Genomic DNA, 26,233 nt, shown 5'->3' with positions numbered 1-26,233 from the left:
CTGCAGGCGCTAGAACGTGCTCGTCGGCCGGACGTTGTTCGCCATGTCCACCAGCGCGTAGCGGTGCGCCTGGCTGGTGGCGACCCTGGCCAGGTTGCGCAGCGCGGCCTCGACGCCGAGCCGCAGGCCGTGGTCGGTGAACGGGAAGCCGAGGATGTGGTTGGTGCTGGCCTCGTGCTCGGCGATCCAGTCCATCGCCGTACCGAGTACGAGCGCGCGGATCTGCAACACCCGCGGCTCGGTGTCCGGCAGGGCCTCGACCCGCCGCGCGGCGTCGCGGATCTGCTCCTCGCTGAGGTCGTGCGCCGACCGGCCCGACAGCAGTGTCACCGCACTGGTCAACCGTGCGGTGGTGAAATGCCGTGAGGACGCCGGAACTTCGTCGAGCGTTCGCACCGCCGACTCACGGTCACCCTCCACAGACTGTGCCCGTGCCAGGCCGAAGCCGGCGGAAATGATGTTGTTGTCGGTGTGCCACACGGTCCGGTAGAACGGCAGCTCGTCGGATGTCCCGGCCAGCTCGGCGGTCGCCGCCAGCGCCAGCTTGGGGGCGAGCTCGCCGGGGAAGGTGTCCAGCACCTCGGTGAAATGCTTTGTCGCCGAGTAATACTCGGCGGTCAGCAGATTCGAGACCGCCTTGAACCAGACCAGCCGCCAGCGCCAGCCCACCCGGTCGGCGAGGTCGTCGAGCTTGCGGTTGGCCTTCGCCACGTCACCGAGGTCCAGCAGGGCGCGGACCTCCATCAGTGGAAGCTCCACAGACTCGGTGAGGTCCACGCCTTCGGACTCCAGCCCGCCGTAGCGCGCCGCCCGCAACGAGTCCAGCGTCTGCACCGGCTGGGACAGCACCGTCGCCGAGAGAACCGTCGCCGCGACGTCGGTCGGGTCCACGAGCGGCACCGGCAGCGCCGTGACGATCTCCGCGGCGGTCAGCTTCTCCGCATGCGCCAGGCCATCGAGGTACACATCGGTATGTGCGACAAGCAGTTCCACGCCGAACGTCGAGCGGGTGCGGGTGAACACCGTCGACAGGCCGGGCCGCGGTGCCCCGGTGTCCTCGGCGACCACTTCACGCAGCACGCCGAGCAACTGCGACGACATCTCCTCGGCGCTGACGAAGCGGCGGCGTGGATCGGGGTCGATCGCGCGGCGCAGCAGGCGGGCGAACGAGTCGTACTTCTTCAGCACCGGGTCGTCGTCGGGCAGCCCGTCGACGTAGCGGCCCTTCCGGGTCCGCAGATCCAGTGTCAGCGCCGCCAGAGTGCGCCCCACCGTGTAGATGTCGCTGGCGACGGTCGGGCCGGAGCGCACGATTTCCGGGGCCTGATAGCCGGGCGTGCCGTAGAGGTAGCCGAAGGAGTTGATCCGCGACACCGCGCCGAGGTCGATCAGCTTGAGCTGCTCCTCGGTGACCATGATGTTCTCCGGCTTGAGGTCGTTGTAGCACAAGCCGATCGAATGCAGGTAGGCCATCGCCGGGAGGATCTCCAGCAGGTAGGCGATCGCTTCGGATACCGGAAGCTTCTCGTGCCGAGGCAATTTGAGCGACTTACCGCCGACGTACTCCATCACGATGTACCCGACCGGCTCGCCGCGGGAGTCCGGGTGCTCGACGAAGTTGAAGATCTTCACGATCGACGGGTGGGCCACTTCGGCCAGGAACTGCCGCTCGGCCATGGCGATCGCCTGCGCCTCGGCATCGCCGGAATGCACCAGACCCTTGAGCACCACCGGCCGTTCGTTGACGTTGTGATCGACGGCCAGGTACACCCAGCCCAGCCCGCCGTGCGCGATGCAGCCCTTGATCTCGTACTGGTCGGCCACCATGTCGCCGGGAACCAGTTGCGGCACGAACGAGTAGGCACTGCCGCAGTGCGGGCACTGCCCCTCCGAGGACGCCTCGTGCTCGTCGGTCGCACGGCCGACGGGCCGGCCGCAGTTCCAGCAGAACCGTTTCGATTCAGCCACAACAGGATTGACCATCAAGGCCGCGAGCGGGTCGATCTCGGGAACCCGGGGGATCTCCACCAGCCCACCGCTCAGCCGGCGGGTCGGTGAGAGTTTGCGCGCCACGGTGACCTGATGCAGGTCCTGCGGCTCGGTACCGACGCTGCCGACCGAATCGTCATCGTCGTCGTCGAAGTGCGGCCGGAAGATCGCCTGGGTGGCCATCGGTCGCATCGTCGACATGGAGTCCATGCCGAGGTCGTCGAAGCTCGCCGGCTGGGTGCCGACGTCGACTTCGGGGGGACCCGGCGCGTCCATCAGTCCAGATACCTCGGCGTCGGTGGGGCAGGAGCGGGACCCAGCACCGTCAACCACTTGCGGTACAACGTGTTCCACGTACCGTCGCGGCGGATTCGCTCCAGGGTGCCGTTGACGAAGCGGACCAGCCCGGTGTTCTGCAGGTTGACGCCGATGCCGTAGGGCTCCTGGGCCATGTTCGGCCCGATGATGTGCAGATACGGGTCCTGGGCCACCAGTCCGGCCAGGATCGAGTCGTCGGTGCTGACCGCGTCGACCTCACGCTGTTGCAGGGCCACCAGGCAGTCGGCCCACGTCACCACCGTGACGATGATGGGCGGCGGCGCGATCTCCTGCACCCGCTTGAGCGAGGTCGTGCCGCGCGCCACGCACACCCGCTTGCCGGACAGGTCCGAGGCTTGCGAGATCGCCGACTCCCGCGCGGCCAGAATGCGTTGGTAGGCGGTGAAGTACACCGTCGAGAAGTTCACCAGCTTACGCCGCTCACAGGTGATCGTCATGGTCTTGACCACGATGTCGACGGTGTTACTCTGCAGCGCGCTAATCCGGTCGGCAGACGACAGGATCCGGTACTCGACCTGAGACGGCGTGCCGAAGATGTCCCGCGCGACCTCACCGGCGATGTCGACGTCGAAACCGGTGATCTCACCGGTGATCGGGTCGCGGAACGAGAACAGATTGCTGCCGATGTCCAGCCCGACGACCAGCCGGCCCCTGGCGCGGATCCCGGCGACCGCGGCGTCGGCGTCGGCCTTGTTCGGGAACGGCCGCAGGCTGGCCGTGCGGTCGCAGTTCTCGTCGTTCGGGTTGGGCGGCTGCGGGTGTTCGGGCGGCAGCTCGGCCATCCCGGCCGGGGTCGGGGGCGCCAGCGTCGGCACGGGCGGCGCCATCGTGTACTCGGTCCTGCCGCATCCGCTCAGTGCGGTCGCCACAACGACCGCGATGCCGGCAAGCGCGCGCAACCTCATCTGTACTCACTCATCCTCGGCCACAAGCCCAACGCCACCACGATCGCCGCGCCGACCGACAACACCGCACCGCCGACCGTCGTCCCCGACAGCACCCGCCGAGCCGACAGGATGTCGTTGCGCAACTGGTTGCGGCTTTCCCGGATACCGCTGGACAGCGCCGCGTCGAGCTTGTCGAACGCCGGCGTCGAGTCGTCCTCACCGGTTCCCAGCGCCACCTGGGTGGCCGCCTGGTAGTTGCCCACCGAGATGTAGGCGTTGATCCGCTCGTCGGCCTGCTGCCACTTCATCAGCAGCTGGTCGGCGTCGGCAAGATCACTCTTGTCGATCGCGTCCTTGCGGGCCAGGTATTCGGTGAGCTGCTGATGCACGGTTTCGACGCGCTGGTGGAAGGACCGTTTCCGGACGTCTTCGTCACCGCGGCGGATCAGGGACAGCGTCTCGTCGGCACGTGCCTGCTGCGCGGTGATCGCGAGGTTAGTCACCGTTTTGAGTGACTCGGCCGCGGTGTCGTTCGCCGCGCGGCTGCCCGCGGTGGAAATCGTCAGCGCCGAGCCCACCCAGATGACCATGATCACGATCGCCAGCCCGCCCGCGATCAGGCCGACGTTGACCCTGCGTTTGGTGCGCGCCGCCAGCCACCGGTGCGCGAACGCGCCGAACACCAGCGTCATCGCCACCACCACGATCACTGGGGCGGGAATGCGGGTGGACGCCGTGGTTTCGGCGTCGACCCGATCCGAGGTCTGTTCGTAGAGCCGCTGCGCGTCGGGCAGGATCTGCTGCTGCATGAGGGCCGAGGCCTCCGAGAGGTACGACGACCCGACCGGGTTGCCCATCCGGTTGTTGGTCCGTGCGGTCTCGATCAGCCCGGTGTAGACGGCTAGCTGCGCGTTGATCCGGCCGAGCAGCTGCACCAGCGGTTCGTCGGTCAACCCGCTGGCGGCCCGGGTGACCGCGACGGCGGCGTCGGTGATCGCCTGCTCGTAGCGCTGACGCACCGCGCGCGGTTCGGATCCCGCGATGAACGCGGTGGCGGCGGCCGCGTCGGCCACCGACAGCGTGGTGTAGAGCTGGCCGGCCGCAAATGCCAGCGGCTCGGTGTGGTTGAGCACCGTGGTCAGCTGTTCCTGGCGATTGTTGATCGTCATCGAGGTGGCGAACGCGCTGAGCAGGCCGAGGGTGGCCAGGATGATGCCGATGGTCAGGATGCGGCCGGGCGTGGTCCGCAGGAACCACCAGCGGGGGTGAGCAGGCTCGGTCGGCGTCCGCCGAGCCGACGGCTCGGTGGACGGGTGTGCCAGCTCAACGGTCACCTCGCGCGGACCTCATTTCCTTCGCCGGATCCCTTCCGCACTTCCTGAGTGAATTCTAAGAGCACCTGTGCCGGACCGGGCAGGATCGACCGGCGAGCGTCGGCGTGGCGCGCTTATCCTGAACGCGTGCGAGGCGACGGCGACGGCTGGGTGGTGTCGGAGACCGGGATGCCGTACTGGGGACGCCATGGCGCCGCCGGCCTGTTGTTGCGTGCCCCGCGTCCGGACGGCAGTCCCGCGGTGCTGCTTCAGCACCGCGCCCCGTGGAGTCATCAGGGCGGGACCTGGGCACTGCCCGGCGGCGCCCGCGACAGCCACGAGACACCGGAGCAGGCCGCGGTCCGTGAGGCGCACGAGGAGGCGGGGCTGCCCGCCGAGCACCTGCAGGTGCGCGCCACCGTCGTCACCGCCGAGGTCACCGGCCAGGGCGGCACCTCGTGGAGCTACACCACCGTCATCGCCGACGCCCGTCAGCTGCTCGAGACCATCCCCAACCGGGAGAGCTCCGAGCTGCGCTGGGTGGCCGAGGACGAGGTGGTCGACCTGCCGCTGCACCCGGGATTCGCGGCGAGCTGGCACCGGCTGCGCATCACCGCGATGCTCGGGCCCGACGAACACGATGAATGCCGGCTGTCGGTGCCGCACACCGTGGAGGTCGAGTCCGGGGTGTTCGGCTGGTGTTCGGCCGCCGGCGTCACCCGGCAAGTGCAAGCACCGATCTGAGCCGGCCCGCTGCCGCGGCGGGATCGGCGGCCGCGGTGATGGCGCGCACCACCACAACGCGGCGCGCCCCGGCCGCGAGGACGTCGGGCAGCCGCTGTTCGTCGATGCCACCGATGGCGAACCACGGCTTGTCGGAATGCATGCCGGCCACGGTCCGGACCAGATCCAGCCCGGGCGCCGGGCGCCCCGGCTTGGTCGGCGTCGGCCAGCAGGGGCCGACGCAGAAGTAGTCGACGCCCTCCATCAGCGCACGGGCGGCCTCGCCCGTCTCGTGGGTGGAGCGGCCGACCAGCGTGTCGGGTCCGATGATGTCGCGGGCGACATCCAGAGGCAGGTCGTCCTGGCCCAGGTGCAGGATGTCGGCACCGGCGGCGCGAGCGATGTCGGCGCGGTCGTTGACGGCCAGCAGCGCGCCGCGGCGGCGGGCGACGTCGGCCAGGATTTCCAGCGCGGCCAGCTCGGCGCGCGCTTCCAGCGGGCCGAAGCGCTGCTCACCGGGGGAGCCCTTGTCCCTGAGCTGGATGATGTCGACGCCACCGGCCAGCGCGGCGTCGGCGAACTCGGCCAGGTCGCCGCGCTCGCGGCGGGCGTCGGTGCACAGGTAGAGTCGCGCGGCGGCAAGCTTGGCGTGACGTTCGTGCATACCGCGACGGTAGCGGCTAGCGTGGAGGTTCGGCACGGGAGTCCCGGGAGCGGGGACTGAGAGTGGAGGCGACACACCCTCCAGACCGTCACCACCTGATCCGGGTCATGCCGGCGAAGGGAAGCGAAAGGGATATGTCGGAGCAATCGCTGGCCGTCATCGGGGGCGGCGTCATCGGTCTTGCGGTGGCCCGCCGAGCCGCGCAGGCGGGCCTGTCGGTGCGGGTGCACCGCGCCGCGCAGCGGGGTGCGTCGTGGGTGGCCGGCGGCATGCTCACCCCGCATAGCGAAGGCTGGCCCGGCGAGGAGCAGCTGCTGCGGATCGGGCTGGAATCGCTGCGCCTGTGGCACGGCGGTTTTCTCGACGGGCTACCCGACGATGTGGTCACTGCCCGCGAGTCGCTGGTGATCGCGGTGGACCGCGCGGACGTCGCCGACCTGCGCACCGTGGCCGCCTGGCTGGCCGATCAGGGTCACCCGGTATCGCTGACCACTGCGGCCCGGGACATCGAACCCCTTCTGGCTCAAGGTATTCGGCACGGCTTTCTGGCCGCCGACGAACTGGCGGTGGACAACCGCAAGCTCGTCGAGGCGCTCGAAAACGATTGCGAAAAACTCGATGTACGGTGGGCCGGCCCCGTCGAGCGCGTCGAGGACGCTCGCTACGGTGTGGAGACGGTGGTGATCGCCAACGGTATCGACGCGCCCTCGCTGTGGCCGGGCCTGCAGGTGCGGCCGGTCAAGGGTGAGGTGCTGCGACTGCGCTGGCGGCGCGGCTGCGTGCCGGTGCCGCAGCGGGTGGTTCGGGCCCGGGTGCACGGGCGCCCGGTGTACCTGGTGCCCCGCGCCGACGGCGTCGTGATCGGCGCCACCCAGTACGAACGCGGCCGCGACACCGCGCCGTCGGTGACCGGGGTTCGCGAACTGCTCGACGACGCCTGCGTGGTGATGCCCGCACTGGGGGAGTACGAACTCGCCGAGTGCGCGGCGGGTCTGCGCCCGATGACCCCGGACAACATGCCGATCGTCGGGCGACTCGACGAGCGCACACTGGTGGCGACCGGCCTCGGCCGCTCGGGTTTCCTGCTGGCGCCCTGGACGGCCGAACGCATCGCCGCGGAACTTCTGGTAGGAGCACAGGCGTGAACGTGACAGTCAACGACGAACAGGTCGAAGTCGAGGATGGCATCACGGTGGCTGCCCTGCTTGGGCGCCTGGACTACCCGCAACGTGGTATCGCCGTCGCGGTTGATTTCTCGGTACTGCCTCGCTCGCAATGGAATTCGGAGCTGCCCGCGGGCGCGCGGGTGGAAGTGGTGACGGCGGTGCAGGGTGGCTGAGCCTCAGATGAAGCAACTGACGATCGCCGATCGCACGTTCGGTTCGCGGCTGATCCTCGGTACCGGGGGCGCGCCGAATCTCACGGTTCTGGAGGAGGCTCTGGTGGCCTCCGGCACCGAGCTGACCACGGTGGCGATGCGGAGGGTCGATGCCGAGGGCGGAACCGGGGTGCTCGACTTGCTCAACCGGCTGGAGATCACCCCGCTGCCCAACACGGCGGGCTGCCGCGGGGCTGCCGAGGCCATCCTCACCGCGCAGCTGGCCAGGGAAGGCCTCGGCACCAACTGGATCAAGCTGGAGGTCATCGCCGACGAGCGCACGCTGCTGCCCGATGCCGTCGAATTAGTTCGGGCTGCAGAACAATTGGTCGATGATGGCTTCGTGGTGCTGCCCTACACCAATGACGACCCGGTGCTGGCCCGGCGGCTCGAGGACACCGGCTGCGCGGCGGTGATGCCGCTGGGTTCGCCGATCGGCACCGGCCTGGGAATCTCCAACCCGCACAACATCGAGATGATCGTCGCCGCCGCGGGCGTGCCGGTGATCCTGGACGCCGGCATCGGCACCGCCAGCGACGCCGCCCTGGCCATGGAACTCGGTTGTGACGCGGTGCTTCTGGCCTCTGCGGTGACTCGCGCCGCCGATCCGCCCGCGATGGCCGCTGCGATGGCCGCGGCCGTGACTGCCGGTCTGCTCGCCCGCCATGCCGGGCGAATCCCCAAGCGGTTCTGGGCGCAGGCGTCGAGCCCGAGCTTGGCCTGAGCGGCTATCCTGGGCGCGATGAAGCGCAGATACCCGGCCTTGACCGTCTGGCTGGCCGTGGCCGCCGCCGTCGTCGCCCTGGCCGGATGCAGTCGGTCGGCGGACGCCTCCCGGCCGGTTGCGGCAGGTAAGCCGGCCGCCGCCTTCGCCGACGGGCTGCGCAAGCAGGTCGGCACCGAGGCTATGGTCGCGCACCTGCAGAAGCTGCAGGACATCGCCAACGCCAACAACGGCACCAGAGCTGTCGGCACGCCCGGTTTCGACGCCAGCATCGACTTCGTCGCGGGTGTGCTCCGCGCCAAGGGCTTCGATGTGCAGACTCCCACGTTCACCACCAGGATCTTCCGGACCGGAAAAACGGAGATGACCGTCGGCGGCGCCCCCGTGCAGGCCCGCGCCATCGAGTTCAGCCTCGGCACCCCGCCGCAGGGCGTCAGCGGTCCACTGGTCGCCGCCCCGGCCGACGAGACACCGGGTTGCGCCCCGGCCGACTACGATGGTCTGCCGGTTCGCGGTGCGGTGGTGCTGGTCGACCGGGGCAGCTGTCCCTTCGCGGCCAAGGAGGCCGTCGTCGCCCAACTGGGCGGGGTCGCCATGATCGTCGCCGACAACGTCGACGAGGAGCACATGGGCGCCACCCTCGGCGAGGCCACCGACGTGAAGATCCCGGCCGTGGGCGTGACCAAGGCCGACGGCGCGCGGCTGCGGGCACAGCCGGGCCCGACCACGATCAAGGTCGAGGCGGAAACCAAGACCGTCAACGCCCGCAACGTGATCGCCCAGACCAAGACCGGATCGGTCCAAGACGTCGTCGTGGTCGGCGCCCACCTCGACAGCGTTCCGGACGGCCCCGGCATCAACGACAACGGCTCCGGTGTGGCCGCTGTGCTGGAGACCGCCGCCCAGCTGGGACCCACCCCCCAGGTGAAGAACGCGGTCCGGTTCGCGTTCTGGGGGGCCGAGGAACTCGGCACCGTCGGCTCCAAGAAGTACCTCGAGTCGATGAACGTCGAGCAGCTCAAGGACATTGCGCTGTATCTGAACTTCGACATGATCGCTTCGCCGAACCCGGGCTACTTCACCTACGACGGCGACCAGTCCACCGCACCGGACCGCAACCAGAGTGCGCCACGGGTTCCCGAGGGCTCGCCCGGGATCGAGCGCACGTTGGTCACCTACCTGAAGTCGGCCGGAAAGACCGCCCAGGACACGTCTTTCGACGGCCGGTCTGACTACGACGCCTTCACCAAGGCCGGTGTCCCGGCAGGCGGGCTGTTCTCCGGGGCCGAGGAGAACAAGACCGAGGACCAGCCGAAGCTGTGGGGCGGCACCGCCAACGCGCCGTTCGACCCGAACTACCACAAGAGCACCGACACACTCGATCAAATCGACCGCACCTGCCTCGGCATCCAGGGCGGCGGGGTCGCCTTCTCCGTCGGCTTTTACGCCCAGGACATCACCGGCCGTAACGGGGTTCCGATCCGCGACGACCGGACCCGCCACGTGGTCAGCGAACCCTGAGTCGGCCGTCGCCACTTGCGCACGGTCGATGTAACCGCGGGCTCCTGCGGTTCCCCGATCCAGCTGATGTACTCGTGAACGTCGGCCAGATGCAGCTTGAGCATCAGGTCCAATCCCGTGCTGCACGTAGTGTGCTTAGCGCGCGCATCCCGTGGTAGACCACCAGGGCGGCGATCGAGCCGAGCGCGATGCCGGTGAACGTCAGAGTGCCGACCTGCCAGGTGAAGTCGGCGATCCCGACGATCAGCGCGATCGCGGTGGCCGCCCGCCGACCGCCACCAGCCCGCCCAAGGCGCTGCCAGCACCGTGGGAGGCCACCGCCGCGGTCACGGGGCGATCACCGAGAAGCTCGACCCGAGATAACTCGGCAGCCGGTTGCCGGTGACCACCAGGAACAGCAGTGTGCCCACACCTGAAACAGCAGCGTGGTGGCGGGCGGAAAGCCGGTCAGCACACCATCGCGGCCCGGCGCGCATGGCTATCGCGACCGGCGCACCCAGTAGATCGCCGCGCCCGCGGCGAGCACGGCCACACCGGTCAGCACCGAGCGCAGTGGCAACGCGAACGCCACGACCACACAGCCGATCAGTCCGGCCGCCGGAATCGCGCGCCGGCCCAGCGTCCAGGCCGAGGCGTTGGCGATGGCGTAGTACAGCAGCACCGCGAACGACGAAAAGCCGATCACGCCCCGGACGTCGGCCACCGCGGCCACGACCGCGACCACCACCCCGACGGCCACCTCGGCGCGGTGCGGCACACCGAATCGCGGGTGCACCGCGGCCAGCCCGGCGGGCAGGTGCCGGTCGCGGGCCATCGCCAGCGTGGTCCGCGACACCCCGAGAACCAGGGAGAGCAGCGATCCCAGCGCGGCCACCGCCGCGCCGATCCGCACCACCGGCTCGAAACCGCTTGCCCCCGCGGCGCGCACCGCATCGGCCAACGGCGCAGGGGCCGTCGCCAACCCGGTCGGGCCCAGCACGCTCAGAACGGTGACGGCGACGACCGCGTAGATCACCAGGGCGAGCCCCAGTGCGATGGGGATGGCGCGTGGGATGGTCCGCGCCGGATCGCGCACCTCCTCACCCAGGGTGGCGATACGCGCGTATCCGGCGAAGGCGAAGAACAGCAAGCCAGCGGCTTGCACGACGCCGGCCGGCGAACCGCTGAGAGTCAGCCGCCCAAGCTGGGCATCGCCCGAAACAGCCACGGCGACAACCACTCCGGCCAGAACGGCCAGGACCACGCCGACGATGACGCGGGTGAGGACGGCCGACTTCTGGATGCCGCGATAGTTGATCGCCGTCAGCGCGACGACAGCGGCCACCGCGACCGCGTGCGCATACTGCGGCCAGAGGTAGAACCCGACCGTCAGCGCCATCGCCGCACACGAGGCGGTCTTGCCGACCACGAAGCTCCAACCGGCCAGGTAACCCCAGAACTCGCCGAGCCGCGCACGGCCGTAGACGTAGGTGCCGCCGGACTGCGGGTAACGGGCGGCCAGTCGCGCAGAGGAGGTGGCGTTGCAGTAGGCGACGACTCCGGCCAGGGCCAGCCCCACCAGCAACCACGAGCCCGCGGCCGCCGCGGCCGGGGCCAGGGCGACGAAGATTCCCGCGCCGATCATGGAGCCGAGGCCGATGACCACGGCGTCGCCCACGCCGAGGCGGCGTTGCAGGGGGTTCACCGGCGGAATGTTAGGCCCCCGACATGAATGCGGACCGACGGTGGGAGCGGAGATCCGCATGCCCTCGAAATCGTCGATGCCCGGGATCTCGGGGGTCTTCGGCTGGGACGGGAACCCGATAGCGGTGGTCAGGTACCGCGCGGCCAAGGTGTCGCCCCCGGCCGGCGTGACGCGCCACAGGCTGGCGTCCTCGTGCCAGCGGGCGCCTTCCACGGCGGAGTTGAACCGCAGGTGCTGCGGAAGTCGTACTCGGCGGCCACTACCATCGGCGTTTCAGTGTGCGCTGAGGGGTGGGAAAACCGCGAAATCCCGCCCCTGATGCACACTCGACGCCGCAATCAGGCTAGGGCAACGCGGCCAAAGCGGCGTCCACGGCGATCACCGGCACATCGAGCGTCTTGGAGCCGAGGTCGTGGCGCGCTCCGGTGACCTCCACGATCTCCACCGGAGCGGGAATCTCGCCCACCGCTGAGCGCAGCTCGTCGATCGTGCCGAACGGGTCCGCGGTGCCCTGGGTGAACACCGTCGGTGCCGTGATCGCCGCAAAGTGCTCGGCGCGCAGCCGCGTGGGCTTGCCCGGCGGATGCAACGGATACGAGAACAAGGTCAGCACGGCCACCAGGCCCGGGTTCTCCGCGACGACCATCGAGGTCTGCCGGCCGCCGTAGGAATGCCCGCCGGCGATCACGGGTCGGTCGGTCAGGCTCCGGGCCAGCGTGATCGCTTCGAGGATGCCCGCACGATCACCGGCGGCCGAGCCCGACGGCGGCCCCTTGGGGCGACGGCGGCGGTAAGGCAGGTTGTAGCGCACGGCCAGCCACCCGCGCCGCGCCCATTCGTCACAGATCCGGATCAGCAGCGGGGAGTCCCGGCTTCCCCCGGCGCCGTGGGTGAGCATCACCACCCCTGCCGGGGTGCCCGCCGGCTCGTGCGCGACACCGGCGATGTCGTCGAGGCTCATGCTCATGCGTGATCCGCCTGCGGCTACTCGCTCGAAGTCTGCAACCGGAACAGCGCCGATACCGGTCCGTGCCCCCCGCCCAGCGGGTAGGCGGCGCGCAGGCATTCGGTCACCCACGCCTTGCCGAAGGCCACCGCGTCGGGCATCGAATAGCCGTGCGCCAGAGCACACGCGGTCGCCGCACCCAGGGTGTCGCCGGCGCCGTGATCGTGAGTGGTGTCCACCCGCGGCGCGTCGAACTCGAGGAACTCGCTGCCGTCGTACAACAGGTCCGGGCTGTGCGCGGAGGCGCGCAGGTGGCCGCCTTTGACCAGTGCCCACTTCGGACCCAGTGCGTGCAGCGCCTTGGCGGCGTCGCGCTGGGTCCGCTCGTCGGTCACGTCGATCCCGACGAGCAACCGGACCTCATCGAGGTTGGGGGTGACCAGGCTGGCCAGCGGGAACAATTCGGTGCGCAGAGTGTCCAGCGCAGAGGGGTGCAGCAGCGGGTCGCCGTGCATTGAGGCGCACACCGGGTCGACGACGAACGGGGCGGTGCCCGCCAGGCCCAGATCGCGCCAGGTGCCCGCGACGGTCTCGATGATCGCCGAGGACGCCAGCATGCCGGTCTTGGCCGCCTGCACGCCGATGTCGGTGACCACCGCCTCGATCTGCCCGGCGATGACGTCGGTGGGGATCTCGTGGAAACCCTTGACGCCCACCGAGTTCTGGATCGTGACGGCAGTGACGGCAACCAGTGAATGCACGCCGAGCAACGCGAAGGTGCGCATGTCGGCCTGGATGCCCGCGCCGCCGCCGGAGTCGGAGCCGGCGATGGTCAGCACCCGCGGCGGCGTCTGGGCCGGCGGGGTCAACGGCAGGAAGTTCACGGCTGTGAGTGTTCCAGAGGGATGTAGACCCGGTTGCCGTGTGCGGCGAACTCCTCGGATTTGGCGGCCATCGCATCGCGGATGTCCTGAGTGATGCGCATCGAGCAGAACTTGGGCCCGCACATCGAGCAGAAGTGCGCGGTCTTGGCCGGCTCGGCAGGCAGCGTCTCGTCGTGGAAATCGCGTGCGGTGTCAGGGTCGAGCGACAGCGCGAACTGGTCTTTCCAGCGGAACTCGAAGCGTGCCTTGGACAGGGCGTCGTCACGCCGCTGGGCTTGGGGATGCCCCTTGGCCAGATCGGCGGCGTGCGCGGCGATCTTGTACGCGATCACCCCGTCCTTGACGTCCTTGCGATTCGGCAGTCCCAGATGCTCCTTGGGGGTGACGTAACACAGCATCGCCGTGCCGGCCTGCGCGATGATCGCCGCACCGATCGCCGAGGTGATGTGGTCGTAGCCCGGAGCGATGTCGGTGGCCAGCGGTCCCAGCGTGTAGAACGGTGCTTCCTCGCACAGCTCCTCCTCGAGGCGCACGTTTTCGACGATCTTGTGCATCGGTACGTGGCCGGGGCCCTCGATCATCACTTGCACGCCAAGGGATTTCGCCACCGTTGTCAGCTCACCCAGCGTGCGCAGTTCGGCGAACTGCGCCTCGTCGTTGGCGTCGGCGATCGATCCCGGCCGCAGCCCGTCGCCCAGCGAGAACGTCACGTCGTAGCGCGCCAGGATCTCGCAGAGCTCGTTGAAGTTGGTGTACAGGAACGATTCCCGATGATGCGCCAGGCACCACGCGGCCATGATCGATCCGCCGCGGCTGACGATCCCGGTGACCCGCTGCGCGGTCAGCGGAATGTGGCGCAGCAGCACTCCGGCGTGCACGGTCATGTAGTCGACACCCTGTTCGCACTGCTCGATCACGGTGTCGCGGTAGACCTCCCAGTTCAGCCGGGTGGGATCACCGTTGACCTTCTCCAAGGCCTGGTAGATCGGCACGGTGCCGACCGGGACGGGGGAATTGCGCAGGATCCACTCGCGGGTGGTGTGGATGTCGGCGCCGGTGGACAGGTCCATGATGGTGTCCGCGCCCCACCGGATTGCCCACACCATCTTGTCGACTTCCTCCTCGATCGAGGAGGACACCGCCGAGTTGCCGATGTTGGCGTTGACCTTCACCGCGAAGGCCTTGCCGATGATCATCGGCTCGCTCTCGGGGTGGTTGTGGTTGGCCGGTATCACCGCGCGTCCGCGGGCGACCTCGTCGCGCACCAGCTCGACGGGCACTGCCTCGCGCGCGGCGATGAAGGCCATCTCGGAGGTGATCTCTCCGGCCCTGGCCCGCTGCAGCTGCGTGCCGCGGTCATGGACCACGCCCGGTCGCGGCGGCAGCCCCGCACGCAGGTCGATCACCGCGCCGGGGTCGGTGTACGGGCCGGAGGTGTCGTACAGGTCGAGGTGTTCGCCGTCGGCGGTGTGTACGCGCCGGGACGGCACCCGGGCGCCGTCGCCGAGCTGGGTGTACACCTTCGTGCTGCCCGCGATGGGGCCGGTGGTGACGGTCGGGTCGACAAACAGATCGGTCATTTCTCACTCCCTACGCCGGCATTACCCGGTCAGGTTCGTACGGTCGACGGCTCCAGCCGTCCTCTCAGCGCACTCAGGTACGCGCTCCCGTGTGGTTGGTTGTCCGGTCCCCACGCTAGCAGTGGCTGAGGGAATATCGATTGGCCTGAGATGATTTGTATAGCTAACATATGCGTTATTGCGCTGTTCGGTACCCGATGCCGCTTCCAAATTGATTGCACAGTTGATTGCACACGAAACGAGATGCGCCCGTGACCACCGAGATCGACATCGACCAGGCCGAAACCGACCGCCGCCGGCGGCGGATGGACCACGACCATCCGCACTACAAGTGGGTGGTCCTGTCCAACACCACGCTGGGCATCCTGCTGGCCTCGATCAACGCCTCGATCGTCCTGATCTCCCTGCCCGCGATCTTCCGTGGGATCGGCCTGAACCCGCTGGCACAAGGAAACGTCAGCTATCTGCTGTGGATGCTGATGGGCTATCTCGTCGTCACCGCGGTGCTGGTCGTTCCGTTCGGCCGGCTCGGCGACATGTTCGGCCGCGTGAAGATGTACAACGTCGGCTTCGTCGTGTTCACCCTCGCCGCCGTCGCGCTGTCGTTCGACCCGTTCCAACTCGACGGCGGCGCAATCTGGCTGATCGCCTGGCGGGTGATCCAGGGCATCGGCGGGGCGATGCTGATGTCGTCGTCCTCGGCCATCCTGACCGACGCGTTCCCGGCCAACCAGCGCGGCATGGCTCTAGGGGTCAACATGGTCGCCGCCGTCGCCGGCTCGTTCCTGGGCCTGCTGATCGGCGGGGTGCTCTCCGAGATCCACTGGCAGGCCATCTTCTGGGTCGGTGTACCAATCGGCATCATCGGCACGATCTGGAGTGTGCGCTCGCTGAAGGAACTGGGCGTGCGCAACCCGGGCCGGATGGACTGGGCGGGCACGCTGACCTTCGGTGTGGGCCTGACCGTGCTGCTGATCGGCATCACGTACGGCATCCAGCCCCACGGCGACTCCACCACCGGATGGTCCAACCCCAAGGTGCTCGGCGCCATCGTCGCCGGTCTGGCCCTGCTGGTGGTGTTCTGCGTCGTCGAACTTCGGGTGGCGCAGCCGATGGTCGACATCCGGTTGTTCCGTTCGGCGGCGTTCGGCATGGGCAACCTGGCCGGGTTGATGTCCTCGGTGGGCCGCGGCGGGCTGCAGTTCATGCTCATCATCTGGCTGCAGGGCATCTGGCTTCCCTTGCACGGCTACAGCTTCGAGTCCACCCCGCTGTGGGCCGGTATCTACCTGCTGCCGGCCACGTTCGGATTCCTGGCGGCTGCACCCATCGCCGGCTCGCTGGCCGACCGCCTCGGCGCGCGCCCGTTCACCGTCGGCGGGATGGTGCTGATGGCACTGACGTTCGTGGCGCTGCTGATGATCCCGGTCAACTTCAACTATTGGGTGTTCGCGCTGCTGGTGTTCCTCAACGGCCTCGGTGGTGGCATCTTCACCGCACCGAATACCGCAGCCATCATGTCCAGCGTCCCGGTATCGCAGCGTGGTGCGGCCTCCGGAGTTCGGGCCACCTTCTTCAACGCGGGCTCGTCGTTGTCGATCGGAATCTTCTTCTCGCTCATGATCGTCGGATTGGCCGCCACACTGCCTGACGCGATGAGCCGCGGATTGCAGGAACAGGGAGTGTCGGCCTCGGTGGCCACCGAGGTGGCCAACCTGCCTCCGGTCGGCAGCCTGTTCGCGGCGTTCCTCGGCTACAACCCGATCGCCGAACTGCTGGCACCGCACAATGCGCTGCACCAGCCGGGAGTCAACGTCGAAGTGCTGACCGGAAAGACGTTCTTCCCCAACCTCATCACCGAGCCGTTCCACTCCGGTCTGGTGGTGGTGTTCGGCGCAGCCGCGCTGATGATGGTGATCGGAGCCATCGCCTCGTGGTTCAACCCGGGCCGCTACGCGGCCGAGATCGTCGAGCGCATCGAGAACCCCGACGCGGCATAGCCGTCCGGGCGCGGTCCGATCGGCGATGACCTTCGACCCTGGCATGAGCCACCGGGGCTGAGTTACGTTTCGGTCAATCGCGCCGCGCGGGGAGGTGAGCCCGAGTTCCCACTGATCCGCGAACGGCTGCATCCGGTCGCCGAGTAGCGCCGGCTAGAGGAAGCGAACTGACATGAACCGTGAAGCGTGCAAGTTCTTCTCCGGGTCGTTCGCCGCGCTCGCCTACGCGCATGCTGCGTATGCGGTGGCGACATCGCGCGGCGTCATCAATGAGCCCGTCTTCCTGGGAAGACGGTGGGGGATCGGCTTCATGTGGACAGAGGCGGCGATCTACACGGCATTGGCTCTGGCATTGGGGCGTATCGGGTGGGGCGCTCGATCAGCGGCAGCCGCGCTGGAAGCCCGGTCGGAAGCCGCCGATTGATGGCCAACGGTCCCGACGCAGCCCGAGTGCTGCTCGACAATCTGCGGGATGAACGCGGTCGCCGCGTCGTCCTCGTATCGCACTGCCTCCTCAACGAGAACACCCGCTATGCGGGCGGAGCGACGCGATCAGGTGCAGTGGTCGAGGCTGTCGAAGAACTGGCTGCAGCGGGATACGGCATACATCAGCTGCCCTGCCCGGAACGGCTCGCATGGGGCGGCGTGCTCAAACGTCGCAGTCTGTGGCTCTACGACTCGAAAGGCGGTCCGCTGTATCCGCTGCGGGGTGTTCTGCTCACTGCCTTCATCTGGTGGACCAAGGCCGTCTACAAGCGCCTCGCCCGCCAGGTTGCGCGTGAGGTGGCCGATTATCAACGCTCAGGGATCGCGGTCGATGGCATAGTCGGGATCGGCGCGTCACCCTCCTGTGGGGTGATGACCACTCTCGATCTGCGGACTTCACTCGAAGTGGTTGCGAGTTGTCCGGCGGCGGCACTTACTCGAGACGTGATGAACGAGCAAGCTGTGCTCGGATGCCGTCGTGCTGGTGAGGGTCTGTTTGTCCGAGCACTCGACCGAGAACTCAAGCGGCACAGATTGACCGTGCCGGCCATTGAGCATGACCTCGCTACCGAACTGCGCGGTGATCGGCAGGCACTCCTCGCGGTCAAGCCGCCTCGGACGCTGGGCAGCGCACCTACTGCCTCGTCTGGTCACGGTGAGGCCACCTGCCGTCCAGCGACGGCCTTGTAGATCTCGAACCAGGCGATGCCGCCAAGTCCCGCGGCGACGGCCACACCCCATTGACTGAGCGTCATCGGTCCGAAACTGAAGGCGTGACGCAGAGCCGGGATGGTCAGCATCGCGATGAGAAGGATCGCGGCCCCACCGAGGACCCACTTCAAGGCAGTGTTCGTGCGCTCCTGGACTGTTCGCCAGACCGGCAGGCGCCACGAGCGATTCACCAGAATCAGTGCGAGGTTACCGACGACGAGGGTGGCAAAAGTCACTGACCGGACGACGTCGCCGGATTGCCCGCCCAACACCGCCCACAGGTACACGGCCAGGGTAGCCAGCAGCGCCGAGAAGCCTTGCAGTGCAGCTATTGTCAGCACCCTGGCACCGAACATCGGTTCGCCCAGGCCGCGCGGTGGCGAGTCCATGATCTTGGGATCGATCTGCTCGGCCTCGAAGACCACCGAGCAGGCCGGGTCGATGATCAATTCCAGGAACGCGATCTGCACCGGCAAGAGAACGAGCGGCCAGTCGGCGACGAACACCGGGATCAACGACATGCCGACGATGGGAAGGTGCACCGCGATCACGTAGGCCATCGCTTTACGGAGATTGTCGAAGATGCCGCGGCCCTGCCGCACTCCGCCGACGATCGAGTCGAAGTTGTCGTCGGTGATCACCAGGGCTGCCGACTCCCGGGCCACGTCGGTGCCATGGGCCCCCATCGCGATGCCGATATCGGCCGCCCGCAGCGCGGGCGCGTCGTTGACGCCGTCGCCGGTCATCCCGACCACCTCGCCGTTGGTCTGCAACGCCCGGACCAACCGCAGCTTCTGCTCGGGAACCATGCGGGCGAACACGTTCACCGAGCGGATACGTTGGGCCAGTTCGGTATCGGGCATGGCCTCGAGTTCACGCCCGGTGATGCAGCCCGCCGAGTGTTCCAAGCCGATCTCTTCGGCGATCGCCAGCGCAGTACCCGGATAGTCGCCGGTGATCATGATCGTGCGAATCGCTGCCCGTTGACACTCGGCGACCGCGTCGGCCACACCGGGGCGCACCGGATCGTGCAGACCCACCAGGCCCAGGAACTCGAAGTCGAAATCGTGCTGCTTGGCCGGCAGAGTGGCGGTCGCGTCGAACCGGGCGCAGGCCACGCCCAGCACCCGCTGGCCAGTAGACGTCGCGTCCTGGACCCGCGAGGTCAAGATCGCAAGTTGGTCGTTGTCGAGATGGCACAGATCGGCGATCGCCTCCGGTGCGCCCTTGGCCGCGATCACGAAGTGGTCGCCGTCGGGGGAGCGCCATACATGCGACAGCGCCAGCAGTGATTCCGACAGCGGATACTCGCGGATCAACTCCCAGTCCGCGTGTACGTGCGGACCGCGGGCGAGGTAGCGGTCGCCGAGCTCCCGAAACGCCTTGTCCATCGGATCGAACGGATCGATCGGCGAGGCCAGGACGGCGAACTCCGCCAGCGTGTGGAAGGACTCGGGCAACTCGCGGTCGTCGCAGGTGTGCGTCTGCCCGTCGGCGATGAGCTGTTGCACCGTCATCCGGTTGAGCGTCAAGGTGCCCGTCTTGTCCACGCACAGAACCGTCGCCGATCCCAGCGTCTCGATGACCGGCGGACGGCGGGTCAGCACATTTTTCTGCGACATCCGCCACCCACCCAGCGCCATGAAGACGGTGAGCACCACCGGAAACTCTTCGGGTAAAAGCGCCATCGCGGTGGCGATGCCGGCGAGAAGACCCGACAGCCAGTCGCCGCGAGTCAGTCCGTACACGACGACGACCACCGTCGCAGCCATCACACCCACGACGGCCAGAACCTTGACCAGACGATCGATTTCGCGCTGAAGTGGTGTGCGCTCGGGCGCGATCGTCCTCAGCGCCGCACCGATCTTGCCCAGTTCGGTGCCGGCTCCGGTCTCCTTGGCCACGGCAATGGCGTGACCCTTGACCACCAGCGTGCCCGAGAACACCCACGGGGTCGCGTCTCCGCCCGGCCGGCCCATCGCCGCCGCGAGTGCCGAAGGGTCGATGGACACTTTCCGGACCGGCACCGACTCGCCGGTGAGCGCCGACTCGTCGACCGAGAAGTTGGCGCTTTCCACCAGCACCGAGTCGGCGGGCACCCGATCGCCTTCGGCGAGCATCAGCAGGTCGCCGCGGACCACGTCCCGGCCGGCGATCCGAACCTGCGCGCCGTCTCGTATCACCAGGGCACGCGGGGAGGACAAGTCCCGCAACGCCGCCAACGCGTTCTCGGTCTTGTGCTCCTGATAGATCGAGATCCCAATCACAACGACGACGAAGGCCATCAACAAGGCCCCGTCAAGTGGCTCGGCCAGCAGGAAGTTGACCAACCCCGCGCCCAGCAGCAGCAGCAGCATCGGCTGGCGGATGACATCCCAAGCCTCACCGAAGATGTTGCGCCGCAGGGCTGTTGGCAGCTCGTTTGGCCCGTCGACGGCCAACTGGCGGGCCGCCTCGTCCGACGTCAGGCCGACCAGCCCACTCGCAGTTCCCGGAGTCACGTCGCGCTTGGTAGGCACGAACCGCACGGTAAGGGTCAGCTGGTTCGACCGGCTAGTGCCGAAGGTCCCGATCGGTGCCTCGCCGAACCGATTGCCTACGCTCGTGGGACTCGGACAGAATTGGGCTGATCGGTCTATCGGGCGGGGGTCGGTGATGGATTGGCAGCAGATCCAGCCGTTCCTGGTCGCGCTGGCCATCGGCTTGCTGCTCGGTTTCGAGCGTGAACGCGGCCACAATCGGGAGCTGCCGGCCGGCTCACGCTCGTTCGCGTTGCTGGCACTGGTCGGTGCGGTCGCCGCAAGCTTCGGCACCTGGGTGGTGGTCGTCGGGCTACTCGGCGTCGGAGCGCTGCTGGCGCTGTCCTACTTCCGCACCAGCGGCGATGACCCGGGCACCACGACGGAGATCGCCGCGCTGATCGCCTACCTCCTCGGCGCCCTCGCGTACACCCGCCCGGCACTCGCCGTGGCCCTGGCCGTGGTCGTGGCGGGCCTGCTGGTGTCCAAGACCCGCATCCATCGCTTCGCGCGCGAGATCGTCAGCGAGGTCGAACTCGAGGACGCGATCAAGTTCTTCGTGGTGGCCTTCGTGGTCCTGCCGTTGCTGCCCCACCAGCAGCTCGGGCCGTACGGCGTGCTCGACCCGGCGAAGATCTGGCTTCTCGTCGTGTTGCTCACCGGCATCGGCTGGGTCGGCTACATCGGTGTTCGAGCACTCGGCCCCGAACGCGGGCTGCTGGTGACCGGCCTGGCCGGCGGGTTCGTGTCGGCCACCGCGACGACGGCGTCGATGGGCAGAATCAGCCGAACGGCCGACGGTGTGCGTGCGCCGCTCGCCGGTGCGCTGCTGGCCAGTCTGGCCACCTTCGTGCAGCTGCTCGTCGTGATCGGACTCGTCGACGTCGAGGTGCTGCGCAGGCTGTGGCTGCCGGTCGTCGTCGGGCTGGTTGTTCTCCTGGGTGTCGTGGCGCTGGTCTACCGGGGTGCGTCACGGGTCCGTCCGGACGGCGCGGCCGACGAAGCCAAGGCCGAGCCAGCAGCGGCCAGCCGGCCCTTCACGTTACGTCCGGCCCTTGTCCTGGCCGCCGTGCTGACCCTCGCGCTGCTTGTCGGGCGGTGGGGTGCCGACGTGCTCGGACCCCGAGGGGCGGTGCTCGCCGCGTTCGCGGCGGGCCTGGCCGACGCCCACGCCGGCTCCGTTGCCGCCGCCACCCTTGCCGCCAAGGGCGATATCACCGTCGACACCGCACTGGTGTCGATCGCTGTCGCCCTGGGGTCCAATCTGATCGTCAAGATCGTGCTGGCGTTCACCGCGGGTGGCCGTCGCTTCGGACTCGGATTCGTCGCGGCCATGGCGGTGCCGTCGGTGGTCTTCGGCGTCGCCCTGACCCTGGCTGTCATCCACGGCTGAAGCGGCTTTCCACGAAACTGCCGGTGGCTCCGGTAGTTTCTCGTGTCGAGAGCTGTGTCGACGCGCTGACCGGACTGTTCACCGGGGCCACTCAACGCCGAAGGTCCACCAGTACCGGCGCGTGATCGCTGGGCGCGGGATCGCCCTTCTTGCCGGGACGGCGCTCGTCCTTGACGATCTCGGCATGCACCACCCGATCCGCCAATGCCGGTGAGCCGAGGATGAAGTCGATGCGCATGCCGCGACGCTTCTGGAACGCCAACTGCGTGTAGTCCCAGTAGGTGTACACCCCGGGGCCGGGAGTGAACGGGCGGACAACATCGGTGAACCGGGTCTCGACGATCGCGTTGAAGGCTTTGCGCTCCGGCTCGGAGACATGCGTGGAATCCCGGAAAGCATCCATGTCCCAGACGTCCTCGTCGGCTGGGGCGATGTTCCAGTCTCCGACGAGCGCAATCTGTGCCTGCGGGTCGCGCTGCAGCCACGATTCCGCCGTATCCCGCAGGGCTGCAAGCCATTCCAGCTTGTACTGATAGTGAGGGTCGGCCAGCGTCCGTCCGTTGGGAACGTACAGGCTCCACACCTGCACCCCGGCGCAGGTGGCGGCCAGGGCGCGCGCCTCGGACTTGGCGTCCGCTCTGTCCTTGCTCCACGACGGCTGGCCCTCGAAGCCGGCCTGCACGTCCTCCAGTCCGACGCGGGAGGCGATAGCCACCCCGTTCCACTGGTTGAACCCGCAGTGCACCACTTCGTAGCCGGCTTCGAGAAACGGCATCGTCGGGAACTGGTCGTCGGAGCACTTGGTCTCCTGCATGGCCAGCACGTCGACCTCGCCGCGCCTCAACCAGTCGACCACCCGGTCCACCCGGGCGCGAATCGAGTTCACGTTCCAGGTGGCGATGCGCAGGACGTCGTCGGGCATGGGCTACAGCGTACGACCGACCAACGACAGGGCATCCACGTAGCCGCGATGTTCGTTTAAAAGTCAAGCGGCACAGCAGAATTGGCCCGTCACGTGGCCGATCACGTCGGTCATCGGCGGTGCGCTGCCGGCCGGAAGCCGGTAGCGGATGCTGACCCGGGCACCCACCGGCGGCACGGTGACCATCGGCTCAGTGACCGAACGGGTCAGGCGCCTCGCCCGGCATCCACGACAGTCCGGGCACGCCCCAGCCGTTCTTCTTGACGGCTTTCTTGGCCGCCCTCGCGTGCCGGCCGACGAGCTTGTCGACGTAGAGGAAACCGTCGAGGTGCCCGGTCTCGTGCTGCAGCATCCGGGCGAACAGGCCGTTGCCCTCCAGCGTCACCGGGTTGCCGTCGGCATCCAGACCCGTCACCCTGGCCCACGTCGCCCGGCCGCACGGAAACGACTCACCCGGCACCGACAGACAGCCCTCGTCGTCGTTCTCCGGGTCGGGCATCGTCTCGGGAATGTCGGAGGTCTCCAGGACCGGGTTGATCACCACGCCGCGACGGCGGGCGGTCTGACCGCGGTCGTCGACACAGTCGTAGACGAACAGACGCAGTGCCACGCCGATCTGGTTGGCCGCCAAGCCGACACCGTTGGCGGCGTCCATCGTCTCGTACATGTCTTTGATCAGATCGGCCAGATCGGCGGGCAGGGAGCCGTCGGCACCGACCGGCACCGGAGCGGTCGGATTGTGCAGAACGGGATCGCCCACGATCACGATTGGTCTGACTGCCATGATCGGCAAGCTTAAGTCAGCCGACGCGCGGGCTCGGCTGCCGTCCCAACTGTCGTGAGCGTGATTGAATGACGCGAGCACAGGATGTGAATCAGTCTTCGGAAGGGCCCACAGATCGAAATGGACGGCGCCATGGCACGGGCCGAGCGGTCTAACGACGACGCCGACCTGCCCGCGGGGCTGACTCGCCGCGAGTACGACATCCTGGCGTTCGAGCGGCAGTGGTGGAAGTACGCCGGGGCCAAGGAAGAGGCCATCAAGGAACTCTTCTCGATGTCGGCCACGCGCTACTACCAGGTGCTCAACGCCCTCGTCGACCGTCCCGAAGCGCTGGCCGCCGATCCGATGCTCGTCAAGCGGCTGCGGCGGCTGCGGGCGAGCCGGCAGAAGGCGCGGGCCGCGCGCCGGCTCGGGTTCGACGTCCCCTGATTTCTCTGGTCGACCACCGGCTCGCGATGAGCGCTTGCGCGACGAGCACCCGGTCACGGTTACAGTGGGCGCGATGAACGAGCGCGTCCCCGACTCTTCCGGCCTGCCGCTGCGGGCCATGGTCATGGTGCTGCTGTTCCTGGGCGTCATCTTTCTGCTGGTCGGATTCCAGGCGATGGGGACCGGCACCAACGACAGCACCGATGACAGCTCCTCGGTTCGGACCGCCACCACCAGCGCCAAGACGTCGACCGCCCCGGCGCCCAAGGCTGACGTGCGGGTTTTCAACGTCGGCAGCCAGGAGGGCGTGGCCGCGCGCGTCGGTGACCGGCTCAAGGAGGCCGGCTGGAACGTCACCGAGACCACCAACCTCAGCGTGCCCGGGGTGACCGCGACGACGGTTTACTTCGGCAGCGCCGAAGGCGAACAGGCCGCCGCCGAGGCGGTGGCCAAGGTTCTCGACGCACCCGTGCAACCGCGAATTCCGGAAATCGCCGAGCAGCCTCCGGGCGTGATCGTTCTCGCGACGGGATAGAGTTCGTCCCATGGTTAAGCCCGTCAGCCAGCTGAAAACTGTCACCGCCGTCCTGTTCGTTGCGCCCGTCGCGTTGCTGACCGCTTGTTCGCCGAACGAGCCCGTCGCGACGCAGCCAGGTACCACCCCACCCGTCTGGATGGGTTCGCCCAACCCCTCGGCCGAGGCCGCACCCCAGAACGACCAGGTGACCGTCGAGAAGAAGACCATCAACGCGGTCATCACCGGAGTGGACGGCACCCAGTTCGCCGCCGCCACCATCGACTTCAGCGAGAAGTTTGCTACCGTCACCGTGCAGACCACCGGGGCCGGACAGCTTGCACCGGGCCTGCACAACCTGCAGCTGACCTCGGCGGGCAAGTGTGAGCCCAACTCGGTGGGCCCAGCCGGCGGCAACCCCGGGGACTTCCTGTCCGCCGGTGACCCGATCGGCGGCACCGGCCAGAACGGCCCGCTCGTGCCGCTGCAGATCCGCGGCGACGGCACCGGCATGCTGGTCACCACCACCGACGCCTTCAAGGAGGACGAACTGCTTGACGGCGACAAGTCGGCCATCGTCATCTACGACAAGTCCGACACGATCGCAGCCGATGCCACCGGCGGTGCCGCCAGGCGCGTGGCGTGCGGTGTCCTCAGCTCCAGCTAGCACGCCCTCCGGCCGGCGCTCAGCCGCGAGAATCGACTTCGCCGGCTCGCCGCGCCCGACGCTCGGCGTGGAGTGGGAGTTCGCTCTCATCGATGCCGAAACGCGCGACCTGAGTAACGAGGGTGCCTCGGTGATCGCCGACCTCGGCGAGAACCCGCACGTGCACAAGGAACTGCTGCGCAACACCGTCGAGATCGTCACCGGTGTCTGCGACACCGTCGACGAGGCGATGGCCGACCTGCGCTCGACCCTGCGGGACGTACGCGGCATCGTGCACGACCGCGGCATGGAGCTGTTCTGCGCGGGCACCCACCCCTTCGCCGAGTGGTCCGCCCAGAAGCTGACCGACGCGCCCCGCTACGCCGAGCTGATCAAGCGGACCCAGTGGTGGGGACGCCAGATGCTGATTTGGGGTGTGCACGTCCACGTCGGAGTCTCCTCGGCGCACAAGGTGATGCCGATCATCTCCTCCCTGCTCAACCAGTACCCGCACCTGCTGGCGCTGTCGGCGTCCTCACCGTTCTGGGCGGGCGCGGACACCGGTTACGCCTCCAATCGGTCGATGATGTTCCAGCAGCTGCCCACCGCCGGGCTGCCGTTCCAGTTCGAGACCTGGCGGCAGTTTGAACGGTTCGTGTACGACCAGAAGAAAACCGGCACCATCGACCACATCAACGAAATCCGCTGGGACGTGCGGCCTTCGCCGCATCTGGGCACCGTCGAGGTACGCGTCTTCGACGGGGTGTCCAACCTGCGCGAGCTCTCGGCCCTGGTGGCGCTGACGCACTGCCTGATCGTCGACCTGGACCGCCGGCTCGACGCCGGTGAGCAGTTGCCGGTGATGCCGCCGTGGCACGTGCAGGAGAACAAGTGGCGCGCGGCGCGCTACGGGCTGGACGCCATCATCATCCTCGACGCCGACAGCAACGAGCGGCTGGTCACCGAGGACCTCGACGACCTGTTGACCCGGCTGCAGCCGGTGGCCGAGTCCCTGCACTGCGCCGACGAGTTGGCCGCAGTCGCCGAGATCCCCCGGCGCGGGGCGTCGTATCAGCGCCAGCACCGGGTGGCCGAGGAGAACGGCGGCGACCTGCGTGCGGTGGTCGACTCGCTGGTGCACGAGCTGGACATCTAGCTTTGGGAGGCGACGATGCGGGCCCTGCAGACCCGAGGAGG

24 protein-coding genes, 2 pseudogenes and 2 riboswitches are annotated in these 26,233 nt (G+C 68.2%); of the genes and pseudogenes, 13 read left to right on the top strand and 13 right to left on the bottom strand.

From position 1 onward, the window contains the following. Window positions 1–9: 9 nt before the first annotated feature. From K9U37_RS01435 to glnX, 3 genes are read right to left on the bottom strand one after another with little or no spacing between them, the layout of a single operon-like run. Entirely contained in the window at window positions 10–2,265 is a 2,256-nt protein-coding gene (locus K9U37_RS01435) for a serine/threonine-protein kinase PknG (protein ID WP_272888001.1), read from the bottom strand. After that, window positions 2,265–3,233, bottom strand: coding sequence for a glutamate ABC transporter substrate-binding protein (locus tag K9U37_RS01430; RefSeq protein ID WP_243070205.1), 969 nt, complete (start codon window positions 3,231–3,233; stop codon window positions 2,265–2,267). The genes K9U37_RS01435 and K9U37_RS01430 overlap by 1 nt, the downstream gene beginning before the upstream one ends. Then, window positions 3,230–4,549 carry a protein kinase G-activating protein GlnX gene (gene glnX / locus K9U37_RS01425; RefSeq protein ID WP_243070204.1) on the bottom strand — a complete coding sequence of 440 codons (1,320 nt, stop codon included), beginning with the start codon at window positions 4,547–4,549 and terminating at the stop codon, window positions 3,230–3,232. Before glnX ends, K9U37_RS01430 begins: the two co-directional genes overlap by 4 nt. 126 nt (window positions 4,550–4,675) lie before the next feature. Between glnX and K9U37_RS01420 the strand changes: the two genes are divergently transcribed. Continuing rightward, window positions 4,676–5,272, top strand: coding sequence for an NUDIX hydrolase (locus K9U37_RS01420; RefSeq protein ID WP_243070203.1), 597 nt, complete (start codon window positions 4,676–4,678; stop codon window positions 5,270–5,272). Here K9U37_RS01420 and thiE read toward each other — a convergent pair. After that, entirely contained in the window at window positions 5,244–5,915 is a 672-nt protein-coding gene (gene thiE / locus K9U37_RS01415; RefSeq protein WP_243070202.1) for a thiamine phosphate synthase, read from the bottom strand. The genes K9U37_RS01420 and thiE overlap by 29 nt on opposite strands. Window positions 5,916–5,939: 24 nt before the next feature. Further along, a riboswitch (TPP riboswitch) is annotated at window positions 5,940–6,054 on the top strand. Between thiE and thiO the strand changes: the two genes are divergently transcribed. The 4 genes from thiO to K9U37_RS01395 all read left to right on the top strand — a co-directional run bounded on the left by thiO (window position 6,050) and on the right by K9U37_RS01395 (window position 9,538). After that, window positions 6,050–7,060 (top strand): glycine oxidase ThiO, encoded by a 1,011-nt coding sequence (gene thiO / locus K9U37_RS01410; RefSeq protein WP_243070201.1) that lies wholly within the window; start codon window positions 6,050–6,052, stop codon window positions 7,058–7,060. It overlaps the preceding riboswitch by 5 nt. Next, the gene (thiS, locus tag K9U37_RS01405) at window positions 7,057–7,254 is read left to right on the top strand and encodes a sulfur carrier protein ThiS (protein WP_243070200.1); all 198 of its coding nucleotides are present in this window, start codon (window positions 7,057–7,059) and stop codon (window positions 7,252–7,254) included. The genes thiO and thiS overlap by 4 nt, the downstream gene beginning before the upstream one ends. Before the next feature lie 7 nt (window positions 7,255–7,261). Then, a complete protein-coding gene (locus K9U37_RS01400; protein ID WP_243070199.1) occupies window positions 7,262–8,017 on the top strand; it encodes a thiazole synthase in 756 nt (251 codons plus the stop codon). A gap of 18 nt (window positions 8,018–8,035) precedes the next feature. Then, entirely contained in the window at window positions 8,036–9,538 is a 1,503-nt protein-coding gene (locus K9U37_RS01395; RefSeq protein WP_243070198.1) for a M28 family metallopeptidase, read from the top strand. Window positions 9,539–9,805: 267 nt separating this feature from the next. On the opposite strand, the pseudogene K9U37_RS01390 reads toward K9U37_RS01395, so the two are convergent. The 5 genes and pseudogenes from K9U37_RS01390 to thiC form a co-directional block, all read right to left on the bottom strand. After that, window positions 9,806–9,992: pseudogene (locus tag K9U37_RS01390) on the bottom strand (solute carrier family 23 protein); the annotation flags it as partial. Between the two features lie 24 nt (window positions 9,993–10,016). Next, a complete protein-coding gene (locus K9U37_RS01385) occupies window positions 10,017–11,282 on the bottom strand; it encodes an APC family permease (protein WP_272888070.1) in 1,266 nt (421 codons plus the stop codon). A gap of 283 nt (window positions 11,283–11,565) precedes the next feature. Beyond that, window positions 11,566–12,183: an alpha/beta hydrolase family protein gene (locus K9U37_RS01380; protein WP_243073172.1), complete on the bottom strand. Its 618-nt coding sequence runs from the start codon at window positions 12,181–12,183 to the stop codon at window positions 11,566–11,568. A 23-nt stretch (window positions 12,184–12,206) separates the two neighbouring features. Next, window positions 12,207–13,052, bottom strand: a complete 846-nt coding sequence (thiD, locus tag K9U37_RS01375; RefSeq protein ID WP_243070197.1) for a bifunctional hydroxymethylpyrimidine kinase/phosphomethylpyrimidine kinase — start codon at window positions 13,050–13,052, stop codon at window positions 12,207–12,209. Then, window positions 13,049–14,632, bottom strand: a complete 1,584-nt coding sequence (gene thiC / locus K9U37_RS01370) for a phosphomethylpyrimidine synthase ThiC (protein ID WP_243070196.1) — start codon at window positions 14,630–14,632, stop codon at window positions 13,049–13,051. The genes thiD and thiC overlap by 4 nt, the downstream gene beginning before the upstream one ends. Beyond that, a riboswitch (TPP riboswitch) is annotated at window positions 14,623–14,733 on the bottom strand. It overlaps the preceding gene by 10 nt. Before the next feature lie 204 nt (window positions 14,734–14,937). Here thiC and K9U37_RS01365 point away from each other — a divergent pair. The 3 genes from K9U37_RS01365 (at window position 14,938) to K9U37_RS01355 (ending at window position 17,808) form a co-directional block, all read left to right on the top strand. Continuing rightward, window positions 14,938–16,632 (top strand): MFS transporter, encoded by a 1,695-nt coding sequence (locus K9U37_RS01365; protein WP_243073171.1) that lies wholly within the window; start codon window positions 14,938–14,940, stop codon window positions 16,630–16,632. A gap of 172 nt (window positions 16,633–16,804) precedes the next feature. Beyond that, entirely contained in the window at window positions 16,805–17,056 is a 252-nt protein-coding gene (locus tag K9U37_RS01360; RefSeq protein ID WP_243070195.1) for a hypothetical protein, read from the top strand. A 26-nt stretch (window positions 17,057–17,082) separates the two neighbouring features. Further along, window positions 17,083–17,808, top strand: coding sequence for a 2-thiouracil desulfurase family protein (locus K9U37_RS01355; RefSeq protein ID WP_243070194.1), 726 nt, complete (start codon window positions 17,083–17,085; stop codon window positions 17,806–17,808). Here K9U37_RS01355 and K9U37_RS01350 read toward each other — a convergent pair. Continuing rightward, window positions 17,769–20,348 carry a cation-translocating P-type ATPase gene (locus tag K9U37_RS01350; protein WP_243070193.1) on the bottom strand — a complete coding sequence of 860 codons (2,580 nt, stop codon included), beginning with the start codon at window positions 20,346–20,348 and terminating at the stop codon, window positions 17,769–17,771. The two genes, K9U37_RS01355 and K9U37_RS01350, sit on opposite strands and share 40 nt — an antisense overlap. 136 nt (window positions 20,349–20,484) lie before the next feature. Here K9U37_RS01350 and K9U37_RS01345 point away from each other — a divergent pair, with 136 nt between their 5' ends. Next, a complete protein-coding gene (locus K9U37_RS01345; RefSeq protein WP_243070192.1) occupies window positions 20,485–21,741 on the top strand; it encodes an MgtC/SapB family protein in 1,257 nt (418 codons plus the stop codon). Window positions 21,742–21,832: 91 nt separating this feature from the next. Here K9U37_RS01345 and K9U37_RS01340 read toward each other — a convergent pair whose 3' ends face one another. The 3 genes and pseudogenes from K9U37_RS01340 to K9U37_RS01330 all read right to left on the bottom strand — a co-directional run bounded on the left by K9U37_RS01340 (window position 21,833) and on the right by K9U37_RS01330 (window position 23,447). Further along, complete coding sequence (locus K9U37_RS01340; RefSeq protein WP_243073170.1) at window positions 21,833–22,648, bottom strand: exodeoxyribonuclease III; 816 nt, start codon at window positions 22,646–22,648, stop codon at window positions 21,833–21,835. A gap of 105 nt (window positions 22,649–22,753) precedes the next feature. Then, a pseudogene (locus K9U37_RS01335) lies at window positions 22,754–22,849 on the bottom strand (putative acetyltransferase); the annotation flags it as partial. Window positions 22,850–22,853: 4 nt separating this feature from the next. After that, window positions 22,854–23,447, bottom strand: coding sequence for a peptide deformylase (locus K9U37_RS01330; RefSeq protein ID WP_243070191.1), 594 nt, complete (start codon window positions 23,445–23,447; stop codon window positions 22,854–22,856). A gap of 120 nt (window positions 23,448–23,567) precedes the next feature. Here K9U37_RS01330 and napA point away from each other — a divergent pair, with 120 nt between their 5' ends. From napA to K9U37_RS01310, 4 genes are all read left to right on the top strand, one after another. After that, window positions 23,568–23,876: a nucleoid-associated protein NapA gene (gene napA, locus K9U37_RS01325; RefSeq protein WP_243070190.1), complete on the top strand. Its 309-nt coding sequence runs from the start codon at window positions 23,568–23,570 to the stop codon at window positions 23,874–23,876. Between the two features lie 73 nt (window positions 23,877–23,949). Further along, window positions 23,950–24,411 carry a LytR C-terminal domain-containing protein gene (locus tag K9U37_RS01320; protein ID WP_243070189.1) on the top strand — a complete coding sequence of 154 codons (462 nt, stop codon included), beginning with the start codon at window positions 23,950–23,952 and terminating at the stop codon, window positions 24,409–24,411. A 10-nt stretch (window positions 24,412–24,421) separates the two neighbouring features. Further along, window positions 24,422–25,057 carry a superoxide dismutase family protein gene (locus K9U37_RS01315; RefSeq protein ID WP_243070188.1) on the top strand — a complete coding sequence of 212 codons (636 nt, stop codon included), beginning with the start codon at window positions 24,422–24,424 and terminating at the stop codon, window positions 25,055–25,057. Then, complete coding sequence (locus K9U37_RS01310; protein WP_372489552.1) at window positions 25,038–26,192, top strand: glutamate--cysteine ligase; 1,155 nt, start codon at window positions 25,038–25,040, stop codon at window positions 26,190–26,192. The genes K9U37_RS01315 and K9U37_RS01310 overlap by 20 nt, the downstream gene beginning before the upstream one ends. The last annotated feature ends 41 nt before the right edge of the window (window positions 26,193–26,233 follow it).

This window comes from Candidatus Mycolicibacterium alkanivorans (genome assembly GCF_022760805.1).
GTDB classification, from domain to species: domain Bacteria; phylum Actinomycetota; class Actinomycetes; order Mycobacteriales; family Mycobacteriaceae; genus Mycobacterium; species Mycobacterium alkanivorans.
The sequence above is the reverse complement of the archived record's forward strand: the minus strand, read 5'-3'. Positions and strand labels throughout refer to the sequence as shown.

Bases quoted from the DNA above. Each gene is read 5' to 3' on its own strand.
- napA (WP_243070190.1), top strand. From the start codon at position 23,568: ATGGACGGCGCCATGGCACGGGCCGAGCGGTCTAACGACGACGCCGAC.
- K9U37_RS01395 (WP_243070198.1), top strand. From the start codon at position 8,036: ATGAAGCGCAGATACCCGGCCTTGACCGTCTGGCTGGCCGTGGCCGCC.
- K9U37_RS01315 (WP_243070188.1), top strand. From the start codon at position 24,422: ATGGTTAAGCCCGTCAGCCAGCTGAAAACTGTCACCGCCGTCCTGTTC.
- thiE (WP_243070202.1), bottom strand. From the start codon at position 5,915: ATGCACGAACGTCACGCCAAGCTTGCCGCCGCGCGACTCTACCTGTGC.
- K9U37_RS01365 (WP_243073171.1), top strand. From the start codon at position 14,938: ATGGACCACGACCATCCGCACTACAAGTGGGTGGTCCTGTCCAACACC.
- K9U37_RS01385 (WP_272888070.1), bottom strand. From the start codon at position 11,282: ATGCGGATCTCCGCTCCCACCGTCGGTCCGCATTCATGTCGGGGGCCT.
- K9U37_RS01430 (WP_243070205.1), bottom strand. From the start codon at position 3,233: ATGAGGTTGCGCGCGCTTGCCGGCATCGCGGTCGTTGTGGCGACCGCA.
- K9U37_RS01360 (WP_243070195.1), top strand. From the start codon at position 16,805: ATGAACCGTGAAGCGTGCAAGTTCTTCTCCGGGTCGTTCGCCGCGCTC.
- thiO (WP_243070201.1), top strand. From the start codon at position 6,050: ATGTCGGAGCAATCGCTGGCCGTCATCGGGGGCGGCGTCATCGGTCTT.
- K9U37_RS01400 (WP_243070199.1), top strand. From the start codon at position 7,262: ATGAAGCAACTGACGATCGCCGATCGCACGTTCGGTTCGCGGCTGATC.
- thiC (WP_243070196.1), bottom strand. From the start codon at position 14,632: ATGACCGATCTGTTTGTCGACCCGACCGTCACCACCGGCCCCATCGCG.
- K9U37_RS01320 (WP_243070189.1), top strand. From the start codon at position 23,950: ATGAACGAGCGCGTCCCCGACTCTTCCGGCCTGCCGCTGCGGGCCATG.
- K9U37_RS01380 (WP_243073172.1), bottom strand. From the start codon at position 12,183: ATGAGCCTCGACGACATCGCCGGTGTCGCGCACGAGCCGGCGGGCACC.
- K9U37_RS01330 (WP_243070191.1), bottom strand. From the start codon at position 23,447: ATGGCAGTCAGACCAATCGTGATCGTGGGCGATCCCGTTCTGCACAAT.
- K9U37_RS01435 (WP_272888001.1), bottom strand. From the start codon at position 2,265: ATGGACGCGCCGGGTCCCCCCGAAGTCGACGTCGGCACCCAGCCGGCG.
- K9U37_RS01345 (WP_243070192.1), top strand. From the start codon at position 20,485: ATGGATTGGCAGCAGATCCAGCCGTTCCTGGTCGCGCTGGCCATCGGC.